The following is a 13,648-nucleotide window of genomic DNA, read 5'->3' as shown; positions in this document are numbered from 1 at the left end:
TCGTCCACGACATGTGAAACAGATACCTTAATTAGTCCAGCGGGAGAGGTCATGGACGACGCTACAGCACTCGAAAGGCGCGTGGCACTGGTAACCGGCGCCAGCCGCGGGATCGGCGCCGCCATAGCGCAACGGCTCGCTGCGGCCGGCGCGACCGTGGTCTGCGCGGCGCGAACCGTCCGCGGCGCTCCGGGAATGCAAGGCTGCGTGAACGAGACCGTCGCCGCGATCGAATGCGCCGGCGGCAGGGCAATCGCCCTCCCCTGCGACGTCGAGGATGCCGCAAGCCGGGCCGAACTGATCGAGCGGGTCAAGGCCCGATGTGGGCGGCTGGACATCCTGGTCAACAATGCCGGCACTTCCGTCCTGCAAACCGTGCAGGACATGGAAATGGAGACCTGCCGGTCGCAGGCGGAACAATACCTTTTCGGGCCGCTCGACCTTTCCCTGCGGGCAGCCGACGTGATGCGAGCGCAAGGCGAAGGCTGGATCGTCAATATCGGATCGTCCAGTGCGGTCCCCGTTGACGTGGCGCAGGCGCTGGAAAGCGGGGCGGGAGCGACCCTGCCTTTCTACGGGGCGGTGAAGGCCGCGGTCCATCGCCTGTCGCAAGGTCTCGCCATCGGCCTCGCAGCCGACAATATCGCCGTCAACGTCGCGGCGCCGGTGGCCGTGATCGACACGCCCGGCGTGAGGGCGCAGGGCATCCTCACCCCGCAAGTGGCAAAGTACCTGGAAAAGGTGGAGCACATCGCCGAAGCCGCCCTTTCTCTGGTGGAGCGCCCCCCGCGGGAATGCACCGGCAAGCTCGCCTGGTCGTACAAATGGCTCGACGAGATCGGTCGCGACACGCGCTCGCTAGACGGGCGAGAGATCATCGTGGCGCGGGCCTGAAGTATGGATGGCCCGATTTTCATCACCGATACGCTGTGTGTCGAGGGTGCCCGCGCCGAGGAAGTTCGGGACCGTTATCTTGATGACTATGCGCCGACCGCGCAGGCGCGCGGCATGACGCTGGAGAGCACCACCCTTTGTCCTCCGGTACTGCTCGACAAGGGAACCAATGCGCTGATTTTCGAATGGAGCGTGCCGGACCTTGCCGGTTGGTGGCGAATGCGCCTTGGCGGGGCTGGCGACGAGCGCGTGACGCAATTCTGGTCCGGGATCGCCCCGCTGATCGTCGATCGCAGCCGCACCTTGCGCGTTCCTTTCGAAGGCGGGCAGCAAGGCAATGTTTAAGCAGCTCGCACTCGTCACGTTCGACGCTTCGAGCGTTGCGCAAACCGGACGGCGGGTTCTGGAAGAGCTGTCCCTGCGCACGGGCGCGATGCGCCATGCCGTCCGCGCGGTGGTGCATGGCGCCAATGCAGGGCATTTCGCATGGCACCTGGATTACCCGGACAGGGACAGTTGGGCTGCAAGCGGCTCTGAGCGCCTGACGCAGGAACTTGCTCGGGAATCGAGCGTCGCGAACATCGACGCCATCGCGTACCAGCCCGAACTGGTATGCCTGCGCGATCCCGCTCTGGCGAACGGCATTCACCGCACCTTGCTGGTAAGCGTGGACGACGGCACGCCGCCGCTAACGGAGCAGCAATTCCTCTCCGAACTGCGCGCCATGCCGGACTATATCGTGGAAATCCGCAATGCGGCCACGGGCACGGCTGCTTGGTCCATGGGGCGTCGCCGCTGGACGCATATATGGGAGCAGGACTTTGCCTGCCTCGACCACCTGAACAGCGCCTATATGCGCCACCCTTATCACTGGGGCCATGTCGACCGTTGGTTCGATGCGGAAATGCCCTGCCGCATCGTCCATCCCGACTTGTGCCACAGCGCCAGCGAAGCGCCCGGCAGCACCATCGCAAGTTACGCATTGCCCTGACGGACGACTTCTCGGCAATAAAGGCGCGGCCACCGAAGTCGCCGCGCCTTCCTCTCCCTGACTTGCGTATTCGCTATGCGCTGGCCGCCCGCTAGCCGCGGCAGCACTCGTTCGAAAAATCCCAGCCGTGCCCCGGCCCCATGACGAAGCCCAGATCCCGGGCAATGTCCTCGAGCTGCCAATCGAGGTAGTTCTCCCATTCGACCAGGATCAGCGGCTTGTTGATCGCCCGCCCCGCCGCAATTCCGCGTTCCATCGCTTCCAGAGTGACATCGGTGCCTTCCGGATAGTTGAAGGCCGTACGGGCATAGCTGGCGCTGGAAACGAAAATGTTGGGTTGCGACAGGAAATGGGCCAGCTTCGGATTGAAGTGCTTGGCGTTGCAGGTGACATTCATGATCGATAGCGCCAGCTCACCCGCGAGGTTCGGATGGAACCCGGTGGCGATATGCTGCACATCGTGGCAATCGCCGAAGCGCTTGATCAGGTATTGCAGGTCGTTCTGGTCATCGGCGCCCTTGTTCACGAAGGCAAGGTCATACCCCGTCCTGTCGATGAAGGCGCGGATCGCCGCGCCCAGCGTTCCCGCGCCGTAGTCCTGCAGATCGTCCGCCCGGTATTCATGCCGAGGGCGCCGCTCCAGAAAGTCCGCCAGCGCCGGATTCGATGCCTTCTCGATCTCGAGACCTTCCATCGCCGTACGGTAATCGGCAACGTCCGCCAGACCGCGCGACATGTCGGGAATGTCATAAGTCACGGCCACGTCGTCCCCGTGCCGGCGCAGCGCCATGCGCGTGAAGGCATGCACGAAAAGCGGACTGTTGAGATAGGGCGAGGTGCTCATCGGGATGGATCCCGCCACCGGATGCTTGTCGCCGCGCATGTAGGCGGTTTCTTCCGCAGTCATCCCCATCTTTTGCTGCATTCGCGTTTCGTTCGCTCCCGCCTTGTCCTGCGGCAGGGATTTGTCCTGTGCCTTTGTCGCCATCGTTTCTCTCCTCGATCGCCTTTGTTGCGGCCCTTATTCGGCCGCTTCGGCGAAAGCCTCGTTGGTCTGGTATCCGGCGATGCGGCCCGGATAGGCGCCAGTGAAGAACCCGCCGTCGAAGATCGGTTCGCCGTTGGCGATGGTCATGCGCATGGGCGCGGGTTCGCGCGTATAGCGATAACCCCTGCCCCCCGATCCGTCGGGTACGTCGAATTCCTTGATCATCGGGCGGCGCTCGACCTCGTCGATGTGCCAGATCGCGATGTCGGCATTGCGCCCTTCCTCGATCACGCCGCGATCGTCGAGGCCGAAGAAGGCGGCCAGCTTGCCGGTGATGTTGTGGATCGCCAGCTCGATCGGGATCTTCTTTTCGCGCACGACATATTTCTTGATCATGTCGATATGATCGCCAATGCCGCACAGCATCTGTGCGTGGGCTCCTGAATCGGACAGATTGCCAACCGCGTTGGGATCATGGAACAGACCCACCATCTGATCTTCCGACGCCTTTATCATGTCGTAGCCCAGGGTGGAGCCAAGGCCGTTGTCGAGGATCCAGTCCGCCAGGATGTCCGAGGGGTGCTTGCCGGCGGGTGCGGCGTCGATCACGTCCCGGAAGGTGACGTCCGAGCCGTAAGGACCGACCTTGAATTGGCTGTCGCGCATGATGACGACTTCGGGACGGCGGAACATCGCCTGCTCGTATGCCTGGTCCCAGCTCGCCCGGGCCTTCTCGCGCCAGGTCTCGTCCTGCAGCATGGCCAGCTTGCGGTTCTGGTTCATTTCCGAAGCGAATTCCGCCCAGACGAGGATGTTGCTCTGCGCGAAGGTAAGCGAACTGTTGAAGTTGATCTGCGTGGCCGGGGGCACGTGCGTCCAGCCGGTATAGAGCGGATAGCCTTTTGCCTTGTACTCCTCGTGTCGTTCAACCAGTTCGCCGACGCGCGCCATCTGGTATGACAGGGTGGGCACCCCGCCCCACTGGCTCTTGAACTTGCGATCCTTCAGCAACGGGACCATGCGCTCCATGTCCTGCACGCCGGTGAAGCGCTGGAATACGCCGATGATGAACTGGAAGGTCTTGCCGGGAAATTCCTCCAGCACGTCGAACAGCGCTTCGAATTCCTTGTCCTGCGCCAACAGCGAGGGCACCGGATTGCCCTCGTCGTCATAATCGAGAAGATTGCTGGAAAAGCCGATCGTTCCAGCGGACAGGGCCTCGCGCAGCATGTCCTGCATCGTGGCGATCTCCTCGTCGGTGGCGGCGCGCTTCGCCCCGTCCATTCCCATTGCAGCGAGGCGCAGCGACTGGTGCCCGCAGAAGAATTCGAAGTTCACCGGCACCTTCAGATGGCGCTGCATGGATTCGCGATATTCCCCCCAGGTCTGCCAGTCCCATGGCAGTTCGGAATGAAACGGGCTGAGCGGGATGTCCTCGAAGAAGGAGAAGATCTTGATCATCGCGTTCTTCGCATCTTCCGAACGCGGCACAGGCGCTGCCGCAAATCCGCAGTTGCCGTTTATCGTGGTCGTGATGCCGTAACCGGGAAGCGGAAACATGTTGGGCATCCACCACATCGGCGCGTCGTAATGGTTGTGCGTCTCGATGAAGCCGGGGGTTACGTAGCATCCTTCGGCATCGACCACCCGCTCGGCGCCTTGCCGTTCGAGGGAGTCGCCGATCCCGACGATCTTGCCGTTGGCAATGCGCACGTCGGCCTTGCGCGGGGGATTGTTCGCGCCATCGACCACGGTGCCGTTCTTGATAAGAATGTTGTACATGGCAGACCTCTCCGATTAGAGGCAGGAGCTAGCGTCCTGCTCGAATTTCGCGAAAGCGCAAGTCGGCACCGCCTATCGGCTGAGAGGGCTTGCCAACGCGTTCGCTTTCAACGCCCCACATTATCGGAGAGGTCTCCGCTTAGGTCAATAGAGATATATGAGTTCCACGCCTTCCCCGCTGCGATCCGACGCACAAGCCAATCGTCAGCGCATCCTCGATGTTGCCCGGCGCGCCCTGACCGCAAACCCCGATGCATCGCTCAATTCCATCGCCAAAGCCGCGCAGGTCGGCGCGGGCACGCTCTACCGCCACTTCCCGACGCGCGAGGCGCTGGTCGTCGCGGTGAATCAGGCGGAAGTGAACAAGCTGATCGATCTCGCCCACGAACTCAGCCTCGCCCATCCGGCTACCGAGGCGTTCCGCCAGTGGTGCACGCGCCTGATCGATTATGTGGTGGGCCAGCGCGGCTTTGCAGAGACGCTCAGGGCCGCTCTTTCATTGGCGGAGCAGGAAGAAGCCTATCGCCCGGTGCGCGAGGCAATCGAGCACCTTCTCGACGCCGGAGCCCGACAGGACGCTTTCCGCCGCGACTACGATTCAGGCGATATGCAATTGCTGCTCAGCTTCATCTGGCAGATCCGCACCAAGGAGGGTGAAGCCCGCGCGAGGCGGCTGATCGAGCTGATTATCGACGGACTGTCCCGCCTGCCGGACGACAACGCCCCTCTCGGGGAGTGATGTCGCCAAGGCAGGTTTCAGGGTCAGGGTCAGCGTAGGGGTCAGGGTCAAGGTCCGCCCCCGGCCCCCGGGCTCAGACACCCAGCAAGCCCAGGCTATCGTGGTCGGCCGCCGCGGTTCCCAGCCTCTGGACGAAGCGGTGCACGATGGCCGGTTCCACACGGCGCGTGATTCCCCATAGCAGCAAGCCGTAGGGGAAAGCGGCGCGATAGGCCGCGAAGGCAGCCTCGAAGTCCAGCGGCTCGCCGCCGTGCTGCGCCAGCCGGTCGCAGTAGTGGCGCAGCAGGTCGCGCTCATGCTCGCGTCGGTCGGCGATCTCCAATGCCGCGGCGATGTGGTAGGCCACATCGAGCGACCAGTGCCCGCGCTGCAGCACCTGCCAGTCGATCAGGCCAATGCCTTCCGGGCCTTCGAAGACATTGCCTGCATGACAATCGCCGTGGATGAAGCCCAGAGGCAGATCTGCCTCGCGGTCGGACAGGGCGCGCAGGGCGTCGAAGATCGCCGTCCCGTCACGCAGCCGGTCGGGCAGGCCTTCCGCGCGACCGTCCGCCATCAGCGCGCCAAGGGCTTCAGGAGGCATGATCGATCCGTCGGCAAACTGGGCGAGCTTGGAGCGCACCCACGGCTGCGCTGCAGGATCGGCGTTCCATGTGCCGCCGTGAAGCCGGGCCAGCTGGTCGAGGCTGCCGCGCATCTGCTCAACCGAATAGGGCGAGATCGCGGAGAGGAAGGTGACACCTTGCGGCACCAGATCCTCCATGATGATATGCCCGGCCCCGGTCTTCCCGTCATAGCCGGCATAGAAGCAGCGCGGTACGCGAACCGATAGCCGGCTGGCGATATCGCGATAGAAAAAGGCTTCCGCCTGCTGCGCTCCGGACTTGAGCCAGGTCGAGAGTTCGGGGTCGAACACGCCCTTCAGGCACACCTGCTCTGGAAGATCGCCGCGATCTCCCTCGGTCTCCACGCGCATACGGATCTTGAGCGCCGAGGGGCCCTTGGATTCGAGGATTTCGCGGCCGGTCAGCCTGACCGGGCGGCCGAGCCCCTGGCTCAAGGCCACGGAAAGCCACTCCAAAGAGGTGCATTTATCTGCATCGAGCGGAGCAGGTGAAAAGGACAAGGGTAATCTCCCGTAGGTTTTGCTGCCGAGCGGACGCGCCGACACTTGACTCATTGAGATACATCTTTCACAATCCTACACAAGAATTCAATATTGTGAATTTTGGAGAGTGCCGTGAACGAAGTTTCAGATCTGAAGCGCGAATCCCAGGCCGCTGGCGGCCCCGACATTTCGCAGCCCATCGACTACAAGGTCATCTGCGCCGACAGCCATGTGAATCCGCCCCACGATTTCTGGGAGCACTACATGGACAAGAAATGGGCCGACAAGCTCCCGAAGATCGAGCATGGCGAAGACGCCGACTACATCGTGTTCGAAGGGCGGCGCAAGAAGCTGAACCTGCTCGGCGGCGGCGGCGCTGCGGGCAACAAGGACTTCAAGGCCGAAGGCCGCCGAGCCGACATGCTTGCCGGCGGCTGGATGCCCCACACCCGGCTTGAGGATATGGATTCCGACGGCATCGACGCCGCGGTCCTGTTCGGCGGCGGACCGCTCGGTTCGTCGGATGTCGACCTCTATATCGAAAGCTTCGGCGCCTATAACCGCTGGCTCTCGGACTTCTGCAAGACCGATCCGCGCCGCCTGATTGGCGTTGGTTATATTCCCCTGCGCGATACGCAGGAATCGATCCGCATGATGACCGAGGCCAAGGCACTGGGCTTCAATGCGGTCAACATCCCCGCCTTCCCGCAAGCCAAGGCCGCCAACAAGACGAGCGGCGATACCGGCGCAATCGCGGCGATGGGCGCGCAGGCTGCCGCGCTGACCGGCGACCCGTTCGGCGATCGCGGACTGGCCGACCCGGAATTCGACGATTTCTGGGCCGCTGCCGTGGACCTGGACATGACGCTGACCATTCACCTGGGCGCGCGCATCGCCCGCTTCGGTGACAAGAAGCACTTCCTGCCAGACCTGCTCATGACCAAGTACTCAATGGCGGAACCCATCGCAGTCATGATCTACGGCGGCGTCTTCGACCGCTTCCCGAAGCTGCGCTACACCACGGTCGAATCGGGCGTGGGCTGGTTCGCGCACGCCGCCGAATACATGGATCGCACCTGGGAAAAGCAGAAAGGCTGGATCGGCAGCCCGCTGAAGGAAAGGCCGAGCTTCTACATGGACCAGAACATCTACGGATCGTTCATCAACGACCGTGCAGGCATCCTGATGCGCGACCTGCCGGGCGCGAAGAACATCATGTGGTCTTCCGACTATCCGCACTCGGAAACCACCTTCCCGCATTCCGCAGACGTCATCGCCCGGGATTTCGTGGGCGTGCCTGAAGAAGACAAGAAGATGATCATCTGCGACCGCGCCAAGGCACTGTTCAAGATCGGCGCTTAACCGCTCGCACGCGAGGTTCAGATGACAGACAACCAGGCGGACTACGAACTCCGTAACCCAGCCTTCCGCAAGACCGACGTAGCAGCGCGCGTCGGTCGCGACATGGAAACCGTCGCCCGTCAGCTGGAGGCGATCGTCTCCGGGCAGTTGGCGGGCGGTCAGCCCGTCACCATCGAAAACCTGAAGCTGCCCGTCGGTGCAGGATCCTCCAACGAGACGATCCTGTTCGACGCGCGGTGGCAGGCCGATGGCAGCGATGTCGGTCGCGGTCTGGTGCTCCGCATCGGTCCGGCCGATTTCCAGCTGTTCATGGATCCGCGGATGCATGACCAGTACCGGCTGCTCAAGGCCCTGCACGCGCATGGCCGCGTCAAGGTGGCCGAGCCCTTCGTGTATGACGACAGCGGCAAGCCGTTCGGCCAACCCTACATGATCATGGAAAAGCTGCACGGGCGCGTACCGGTCAGCTTTCCGCCCTACAACTCGGCCGGAATGCTGTTCGACGCCACCGTCGCCGAGCGTCGCCGGGCATGGGAAACGGCCGTTGACCAGCTGGCACAGGTCGCGCTCACGCCGCTCGACAAGGTCGCCTTCCTGGCCGAAACCGACGGGGATGGCAGCTTCGAAGAGCACATCGAGTGGTGGCACCGCATGGGCCGCTGGGCCAAGGTCGATCACCTTCCGGCCATTGCCGACTTGCGCGAATGGCTCGATGCCAACCGTCCGGCAAATCCCCCGGCGGGCCTGTCATGGGGCGATGCGCGCATCGGCAACATGATGTTCGGCGACGACTTCACCTGCACCGGCGTGATGGATTGGGAACAGATGAGCCTCGGCGGCGCGCTGGTCGACATGGGCTGGTGGCTCTGGTTCGACCGTTTCCATTCGGACACGCTCGGCTTCACCCGTCTTGAAGGACTGGGCGATCGCGCCGAAACGCTCGATCGGTGGAGCGCGATCACCGGTATCGAAGTCTCCGACATCGAATGGTACGAGCTTTTCGCCGGTTACAAGGTCGCATTGATCACCGCGCGCAAGGCCGCGCTGGAAGGCAACAATGCCCCCGGCAACAACGGCAACAACAACATCGCCACGCAGCAGAATGCGACGATCCGCGGCCTCGGCACGCCCCAGGACATCCTGGTTCCGCTTGAAGTCTGATGGTCGACAGCTTTCTAAAGCTTGCGGACAATAACGATGGAGACACTCCGCTGCGCGGTTCACCCGCCGCGCAGCGGACCGTGGCGATCCTCGATTTCTTTGCCGATCATCCCCGAGAAAGCTTCACCCTGACCGAAGTGGCCCGCGCCCTGCGGATCAGCACGGCGACCTGCCTCAATTTCCTGTCCACGCTGGTTTCCGCCAATTACCTGTCGCGCGACAGCAGCAAGCGCTATGCGCTGGGTCCGGCGCTGGGGAGGCTGGCCGACGCGGCCGCACAGCGCGGCGGCCCCTTGCAGCTGGCCAAGTCGGTCATGCGCGAACTGGCTGACCGCTACGACGTGATCTGTTCGGCGATCTTTCCCGAAGCAGGCGAAGCGGTGGTGCGCGAACGCGCATCCTCGCTATCGCACCTGGGCTGGGCGGCACAACTGGGCAAACGCTTTCCGCTCTCCCCGCCTTTCGGCACCGTCTTCTTTGCGTGGAACACACCGCGCGAGATCGAGCGCTGGCTGGCCTCAACCGCCGACCGGCGGGAAGCCATCGATCCCGAACGCATTCACGCCAGCCTGGCTTTCGCGCGTAAGGTCGGCTTTGCCACCGGCCTGCGGACCGAGCGCCTGAAGGACCAGGCGCACGCCCAATCGCTTACCTATCGCGCGGACAAGACCGATTACCTCGTGACCGAACTCGACGAGGCGAAGACCTACGATCTGGCTTTCGCATCGGCTCCGATCTTCGACGAAACGGGCCAGGTCGCCTTTGCGCTGGCAGTGATGGGCTTCACCAAGCGGCTCACGGGAGCGCAGATCCTGGAAATCGGCGACCAGCTCCGGCGTGCATGCGACCAGGTTACCAAGGCATCCGGCGGCCAGCCGGTGACGCCGTGACACGACACGATTGAAGCTAGAGAGGATTTCGATGCAAGACCTTCTGAAAGACAAATGCGTGGTCATCACCGGAGCGGGCGCGGGCGTTGGGCGTGCCGCAACCATGCTGTTCGGTGCCGAAGGGGCGCGGATCGTGGTGGCCGATATCGACGTCAAGGGTGCCGAAGACACCGTCGCGATGGCAAAGGACAAGGGCATCGAGGCAGTCGCGATCGCCTGCGACGTCACCAAGCATGAAGATGTGGAAGCGGCGATCGCCCTGGCGGTGAGCGAATTCGGTCGGCTGGATGTGATGTACAACAACGCCGGCGTTGCCACGAAGGCCAATGCAGACGGCCAGGCCAGTTCGTTCATGGATGGCTCCTTCGACGAACTGATGCGAATCATGGCCATCAACGCGGGCGGGGTTGCGAACGGCTGCAGGGCGGCCATCGCACAGTTCCGCAAGCAAGGCGGTGGCGGGGTGATCGTCAACACGTCATCGCTGGCCGGGATCACCGCTTTCGGCGGACCGGATTACGGTGCGACCAAGGGGGCGGTTTCGATCCTCACCCGCAGCCTGGCGATGCAGGTCGCCGGAGAAGGCATTCGCGTCAACGCCGTGTGTCCCGCGGCCATGCCAACCAATTTCGGCGTTGGTGCCGATGCATGGTCCGACAAGGCTCGGGAATTCGCCGCAAAGCTCCATCCGCTCGGCAAGTTGATCGAAGCGGATGACTGCGCCAATGCCGCACTGTTCCTGGCCTCCGACATGGCCGCGAACGTCACCGGCGTGAACCTGCCTGTCGACGGCGGCCTCGCGGCCGGGGTCAAGATGGGCGGCTGATGGGGTTCGGCAGGAAAGGCGCAGCGCCGCGCTTCGTGCACGCCGACGATGTCGAGTGGCGCGAAGTGCTTGCGCAGGACCATGCCGGCCGGCGCGTCAGCGTGCGTGAAAAGTGGCTGGAACTGACCCCGCGCTGCATGGCCTTTCTGGCCGAATGGGATCCGGGAATGACCGTGTCCCTGCACGGTCATTACGCGACCAATACCATCTTCGTGCTGAGCGGCTCGATGACGGTAGGCGATCGCGAATGCCCCGCCGGCACGCACATCACGCTCGACATCGGCGTGCCCTATGGACCGCTTACGGCTGGACCGGAAGGCGTCACGCTATACGAAGTGATGGTCGGCGATCCCACGCCGTGGCACGCCGATCCGGAAGGCTACGACCGACTGCTGCAGGAGCGGGGTATAGCCAAGTTGCCCAACCCGCCACTCGACCTGCCCGATTGGATCGAGGATCAGCGCAAGCTCTATTCAGGCGAAACCGGCTGAGACCGGAGCCTGCCGCGTACCTTCCTTTGACGGTACGCGGCAGGTGCCTTCAGCGGTCAGGGCCAAGACCTTCCCCGGCAGTTCCAGACATGCGGCGTACAGGACTTACTGCGGCTTGCCGCTAAGCAGCACGCTGCGCAGGCAGGAAAGAACGACTTCCCCGTTCTGGTTGGTCAGTTCATGGCGGAAGACCACGATGCCCTGCCCGGGCCGCGACTTGCTTTCGCGCATCTCGGTCACTTCGCTGGTGCAGGTGAGCGTGTCGCCGATGAATGTCGGCTTGGGCGTCACCACCTTGTCGAAGCCGAGGTTGGCGACGAGCGTACCCACCGTCGTATCCGCGACCGACAGGCCGATGGCGAGGCTGAAGGTGAAAGTCGAATTGACGAGGATGCGGCCGAATTCGCTCTTCCTCGCCAGTTCCGCATCGAGGTGCAGCGGCTGCATGTTATGGGTCATGGCCGAGAACATCAGGTTGTCGGTCTCGGTAACGGTGCGGCTCGGCTGGTGGGTCAGCTTGTCACCGACGTGCCATTCGTCGAAATAGCGGCCCGGCATTACTCAGTCTCCTCGATCTGCACCAGCAGGGCATCGACCTGCACCAGCGCACCTTCCTCTACGTCGATCTTCGCGACAACCCCGTCGAAGGGCGCGGTCAAGGCGTGCTCCATCTTCATTGCCTCGAGCGTCAGCAGCTTCTGCCCCCGCGTAACGACGTCGCCCTGCGCAACGTCGACCGCGATCACCTTGCCCGGCATCGGCGCGTGAATCGCGCCTGAACCGTCGGCCCCGCCATGTGCAGCATCGCGCCGCCAGGGAGAAAGCAACCAGGCCTGGCCCTGCTCCGTCACCAGTACGCTGGGCACCGGCTCATCGCTGCCTTCTCCGGTCAGCGCGATCTCGATCTTCTCGCCGTCGAGCAGGAACCATGCTGCACGCGCGGGTGCAGCATTGAGCCGGAAGCCGGCCATCTCGGTGACCGGCAGCATGGCATTGGCCGCCGCCTGCAGCACTTCGTCCGAAGGCACCGGGGGCTGCGCCATGGACTCGCCGTCGCGCCCGATCAGCCCGGTATCGACATCGCCGGACACGAACTGCGGATGCTGCAGCGCGCGGACCAGGAAAGAGGCATTGGTCCTGACCGGCCAGACCGCAGTATCGGCTAGCATTTCGCCCAGCCGCTCGCGCGCCTCGTCGCGATCCTCGCCCCAGGCGATGACCTTGGCGATCATCGGATCGTAATGCGGCGACACTTCCGCGCCCTCATAGACGCCGGTATCGATGCGGCCCCAGCCCTCGGCGCCTTCCGCCTCGCCGAACTGCAGCAATTCGAGCGTGCCGATGCTCGGCAGGAAGCCGCGCGCGGGATCTTCCGCATAGAGGCGCGCTTCCATCGCCCACCCGTCTATGGTGAGGTCTTCCTGACGCATCGGTATCGGCTCGCCGCTGGCCACGCGCAGCTGCCACTCGACCAGATCGACGCCGGTAATCGCCTCGGTCACCGGATGTTCGACCTGCAGGCGGGTGTTCATTTCCATGAACCAGATCCGGTCCGCGGAGAGCTTGCCCGATCCGTCGGCGATGAATTCGATGGTTCCAGCACCGACATAGTCGACGGCTTTTGCTGCACGCACCGCTGCAGCACAAAGCGCCTCGCGGGTCGCAGCATCCATGCCCGGCGCGGGCGCTTCCTCGATCACTTTCTGGTGACGGCGCTGCAGGGAGCAGTCGCGCTCGAACAGGTGGACGACGTTGCCGTGGCTGTCGCCGAAGACCTGCACTTCGATATGGCGCGGGCTGGCGATGTACTTCTCGATCAGGACGTGGTCGTTGCCGAAGCTCGCCGCCGCTTCGCGCTTGCAGGAAACCAGCGCGTCGGCGAAGTCCTCCTCGCTCTCGACCAGCCGCATGCCCTTGCCGCCGCCGCCTGCGACGGCCTTGATGAGCACCGGATAGCCGACCTTGGCGGCCTCCTCGGCGAGGAAGGAAGTGGACTGGTCCTCGCCCATGTAGCCCGGCGTCACCGGCACCCCGGCCTCGGCCATCAGCTTCTTCGCGGCGTCCTTGAGGCCCATCGCCGTGATCGAGGAGGGCTTGGGCCCGACCCAGACGAGCCCGGCATCGATCACCGCCTGCGCGAAGGCCGCGTTTTCGGACAGGAAGCCGTAGCCGGGATGGATCGCCTCTGCCCCGGTCTGCCGGGCAGCTGCGATGATCTTCTCGCCCACAAGATAGGATTCGCGCGTCGGCGCCGGACCGATGTGGACCGCTTCGTCCGCCTCGCGAACGTGCAGTGCGTCGGCATCGGCGTCGGAGTAGACCGCCACCGTACGGATGCCGAGCGCCCGCGCGGTGCGGATGACGCGGCAGGCGATTTCGCCACGATTGGCGATAAGGAGCGACTGGATCATGGCCA

14 protein-coding genes are annotated in these 13,648 nt (G+C 63.7%); 9 read left to right on the top strand and 5 right to left on the bottom strand.

All coding sequences use genetic code 11. From position 1 onward, the window contains the following. Window positions 1–51: 51 nt before the first annotated feature. Genes JI59_RS12210 through JI59_RS12200 form a run of 3 tightly spaced genes read left to right on the top strand, consistent with a single transcriptional unit; the run spans window position 52 to window position 1,885 of the window. Window positions 52–894 carry an SDR family NAD(P)-dependent oxidoreductase gene (locus JI59_RS12210; RefSeq protein WP_007012425.1) on the top strand — a complete coding sequence of 281 codons (843 nt, stop codon included), beginning with the start codon at window positions 52–54 and terminating at the stop codon, window positions 892–894. Window positions 895–897: 3 nt separating this feature from the next. Further along, complete coding sequence (locus JI59_RS12205; RefSeq protein ID WP_007012426.1) at window positions 898–1,239, top strand: hypothetical protein; 342 nt, start codon at window positions 898–900, stop codon at window positions 1,237–1,239. Beyond that, window positions 1,232–1,885, top strand: coding sequence for a Dabb family protein (locus JI59_RS12200; protein ID WP_007012427.1), 654 nt, complete (start codon window positions 1,232–1,234; stop codon window positions 1,883–1,885). Before JI59_RS12205 ends, JI59_RS12200 begins: the two co-directional genes overlap by 8 nt. Window positions 1,886–1,976: 91 nt before the next feature. Here JI59_RS12200 and JI59_RS12195 read toward each other — a convergent pair whose 3' ends face one another. Both JI59_RS12195 and JI59_RS12190 read right to left on the bottom strand, forming a co-directional pair. Beyond that, window positions 1,977–2,873, bottom strand: coding sequence for a Coq4 family protein (locus JI59_RS12195; protein WP_007012428.1), 897 nt, complete (start codon window positions 2,871–2,873; stop codon window positions 1,977–1,979). 33 nt (window positions 2,874–2,906) lie between these two features. Beyond that, window positions 2,907–4,655, bottom strand: coding sequence for an N-acyl-D-amino-acid deacylase family protein (locus JI59_RS12190; RefSeq protein WP_038576100.1), 1,749 nt, complete (start codon window positions 4,653–4,655; stop codon window positions 2,907–2,909). A gap of 157 nt (window positions 4,656–4,812) precedes the next feature. Here JI59_RS12190 and JI59_RS12185 point away from each other — a divergent pair, with 157 nt between their 5' ends. Beyond that, window positions 4,813–5,394 (top strand): TetR/AcrR family transcriptional regulator, encoded by a 582-nt coding sequence (locus JI59_RS12185; protein ID WP_007012429.1) that lies wholly within the window; start codon window positions 4,813–4,815, stop codon window positions 5,392–5,394. A gap of 73 nt (window positions 5,395–5,467) precedes the next feature. Here the strand turns inward: JI59_RS12185 and JI59_RS12180 are convergent, their stop codons facing one another. After that, window positions 5,468–6,574: a phosphotransferase gene (locus tag JI59_RS12180; protein WP_081473952.1), complete on the bottom strand. Its 1,107-nt coding sequence runs from the start codon at window positions 6,572–6,574 to the stop codon at window positions 5,468–5,470. A 60-nt stretch (window positions 6,575–6,634) separates the two neighbouring features. Here JI59_RS12180 and JI59_RS12175 point away from each other — a divergent pair, with 60 nt between their 5' ends. From JI59_RS12175 to JI59_RS12155, 5 genes are read left to right on the top strand one after another with little or no spacing between them, the layout of a single operon-like run. Continuing rightward, on the top strand, window positions 6,635–7,864 hold the full coding sequence (locus JI59_RS12175) for an amidohydrolase family protein (RefSeq protein WP_007012431.1): 1,230 nt from the start codon (window positions 6,635–6,637) through the stop codon (window positions 7,862–7,864). A gap of 21 nt (window positions 7,865–7,885) precedes the next feature. After that, complete coding sequence (locus JI59_RS12170) at window positions 7,886–9,025, top strand: phosphotransferase family protein (RefSeq protein WP_007012432.1); 1,140 nt, start codon at window positions 7,886–7,888, stop codon at window positions 9,023–9,025. Continuing rightward, on the top strand, window positions 9,025–9,915 hold the full coding sequence (locus JI59_RS12165; RefSeq protein ID WP_007012433.1) for an IclR family transcriptional regulator: 891 nt from the start codon (window positions 9,025–9,027) through the stop codon (window positions 9,913–9,915). Before JI59_RS12170 ends, JI59_RS12165 begins: the two co-directional genes overlap by 1 nt. A 31-nt stretch (window positions 9,916–9,946) precedes the next feature. Then, complete coding sequence (locus JI59_RS12160) at window positions 9,947–10,741, top strand: SDR family NAD(P)-dependent oxidoreductase (protein ID WP_007012434.1); 795 nt, start codon at window positions 9,947–9,949, stop codon at window positions 10,739–10,741. Beyond that, window positions 10,741–11,232, top strand: a complete 492-nt coding sequence (locus tag JI59_RS12155) for a cupin domain-containing protein (RefSeq protein ID WP_007012435.1) — start codon at window positions 10,741–10,743, stop codon at window positions 11,230–11,232. Before JI59_RS12160 ends, JI59_RS12155 begins: the two co-directional genes overlap by 1 nt. 105 nt (window positions 11,233–11,337) lie before the next feature. Here JI59_RS12155 and JI59_RS12150 read toward each other — a convergent pair whose 3' ends face one another. Next, window positions 11,338–11,790 (bottom strand): MaoC family dehydratase, encoded by a 453-nt coding sequence (locus tag JI59_RS12150; protein ID WP_007012436.1) that lies wholly within the window; start codon window positions 11,788–11,790, stop codon window positions 11,338–11,340. Then, window positions 11,790–13,643, bottom strand: a complete 1,854-nt coding sequence (locus JI59_RS12145; protein ID WP_038577536.1) for an acetyl/propionyl/methylcrotonyl-CoA carboxylase subunit alpha — start codon at window positions 13,641–13,643, stop codon at window positions 11,790–11,792. The genes JI59_RS12150 and JI59_RS12145 overlap by 1 nt, the downstream gene beginning before the upstream one ends. Window positions 13,644–13,648 lie beyond the last annotated feature (5 nt).

It is taken from the genome of Novosphingobium pentaromativorans US6-1, assembly GCF_000767465.1.
Lineage (GTDB): Bacteria > Pseudomonadota > Alphaproteobacteria > Sphingomonadales > Sphingomonadaceae > Novosphingobium > Novosphingobium pentaromativorans.
The sequence above is the reverse complement of the archived record's forward strand: the minus strand, read 5'-3'. Positions and strand labels throughout refer to the sequence as shown.

Bases quoted from the DNA above. Each gene is read 5' to 3' on its own strand.
- JI59_RS12210 (WP_007012425.1), top strand. From the start codon at position 52: ATGGACGACGCTACAGCACTCGAAAGGCGCGTGGCACTGGTAACCGGC.
- JI59_RS12205 (WP_007012426.1), top strand. From the start codon at position 898: ATGGATGGCCCGATTTTCATCACCGATACGCTGTGTGTCGAGGGTGCC.
- JI59_RS12200 (WP_007012427.1), top strand. From the start codon at position 1,232: ATGTTTAAGCAGCTCGCACTCGTCACGTTCGACGCTTCGAGCGTTGCG.
- JI59_RS12195 (WP_007012428.1), bottom strand. From the start codon at position 2,873: ATGGCGACAAAGGCACAGGACAAATCCCTGCCGCAGGACAAGGCGGGA.
- JI59_RS12190 (WP_038576100.1), bottom strand. From the start codon at position 4,655: ATGTACAACATTCTTATCAAGAACGGCACCGTGGTCGATGGCGCGAAC.
- JI59_RS12185 (WP_007012429.1), top strand. From the start codon at position 4,813: ATGAGTTCCACGCCTTCCCCGCTGCGATCCGACGCACAAGCCAATCGT.
- JI59_RS12180 (WP_081473952.1), bottom strand. From the start codon at position 6,574: ATGAGTCAAGTGTCGGCGCGTCCGCTCGGCAGCAAAACCTACGGGAGA.
- JI59_RS12170 (WP_007012432.1), top strand. From the start codon at position 7,886: ATGACAGACAACCAGGCGGACTACGAACTCCGTAACCCAGCCTTCCGC.
- JI59_RS12165 (WP_007012433.1), top strand. From the start codon at position 9,025: ATGGTCGACAGCTTTCTAAAGCTTGCGGACAATAACGATGGAGACACT.
- JI59_RS12160 (WP_007012434.1), top strand. From the start codon at position 9,947: ATGCAAGACCTTCTGAAAGACAAATGCGTGGTCATCACCGGAGCGGGC.
- JI59_RS12155 (WP_007012435.1), top strand. From the start codon at position 10,741: ATGGGGTTCGGCAGGAAAGGCGCAGCGCCGCGCTTCGTGCACGCCGAC.
- JI59_RS12150 (WP_007012436.1), bottom strand. From the start codon at position 11,790: ATGCCGGGCCGCTATTTCGACGAATGGCACGTCGGTGACAAGCTGACC.
- JI59_RS12145 (WP_038577536.1), bottom strand. From the start codon at position 13,643: ATGATCCAGTCGCTCCTTATCGCCAATCGTGGCGAAATCGCCTGCCGC.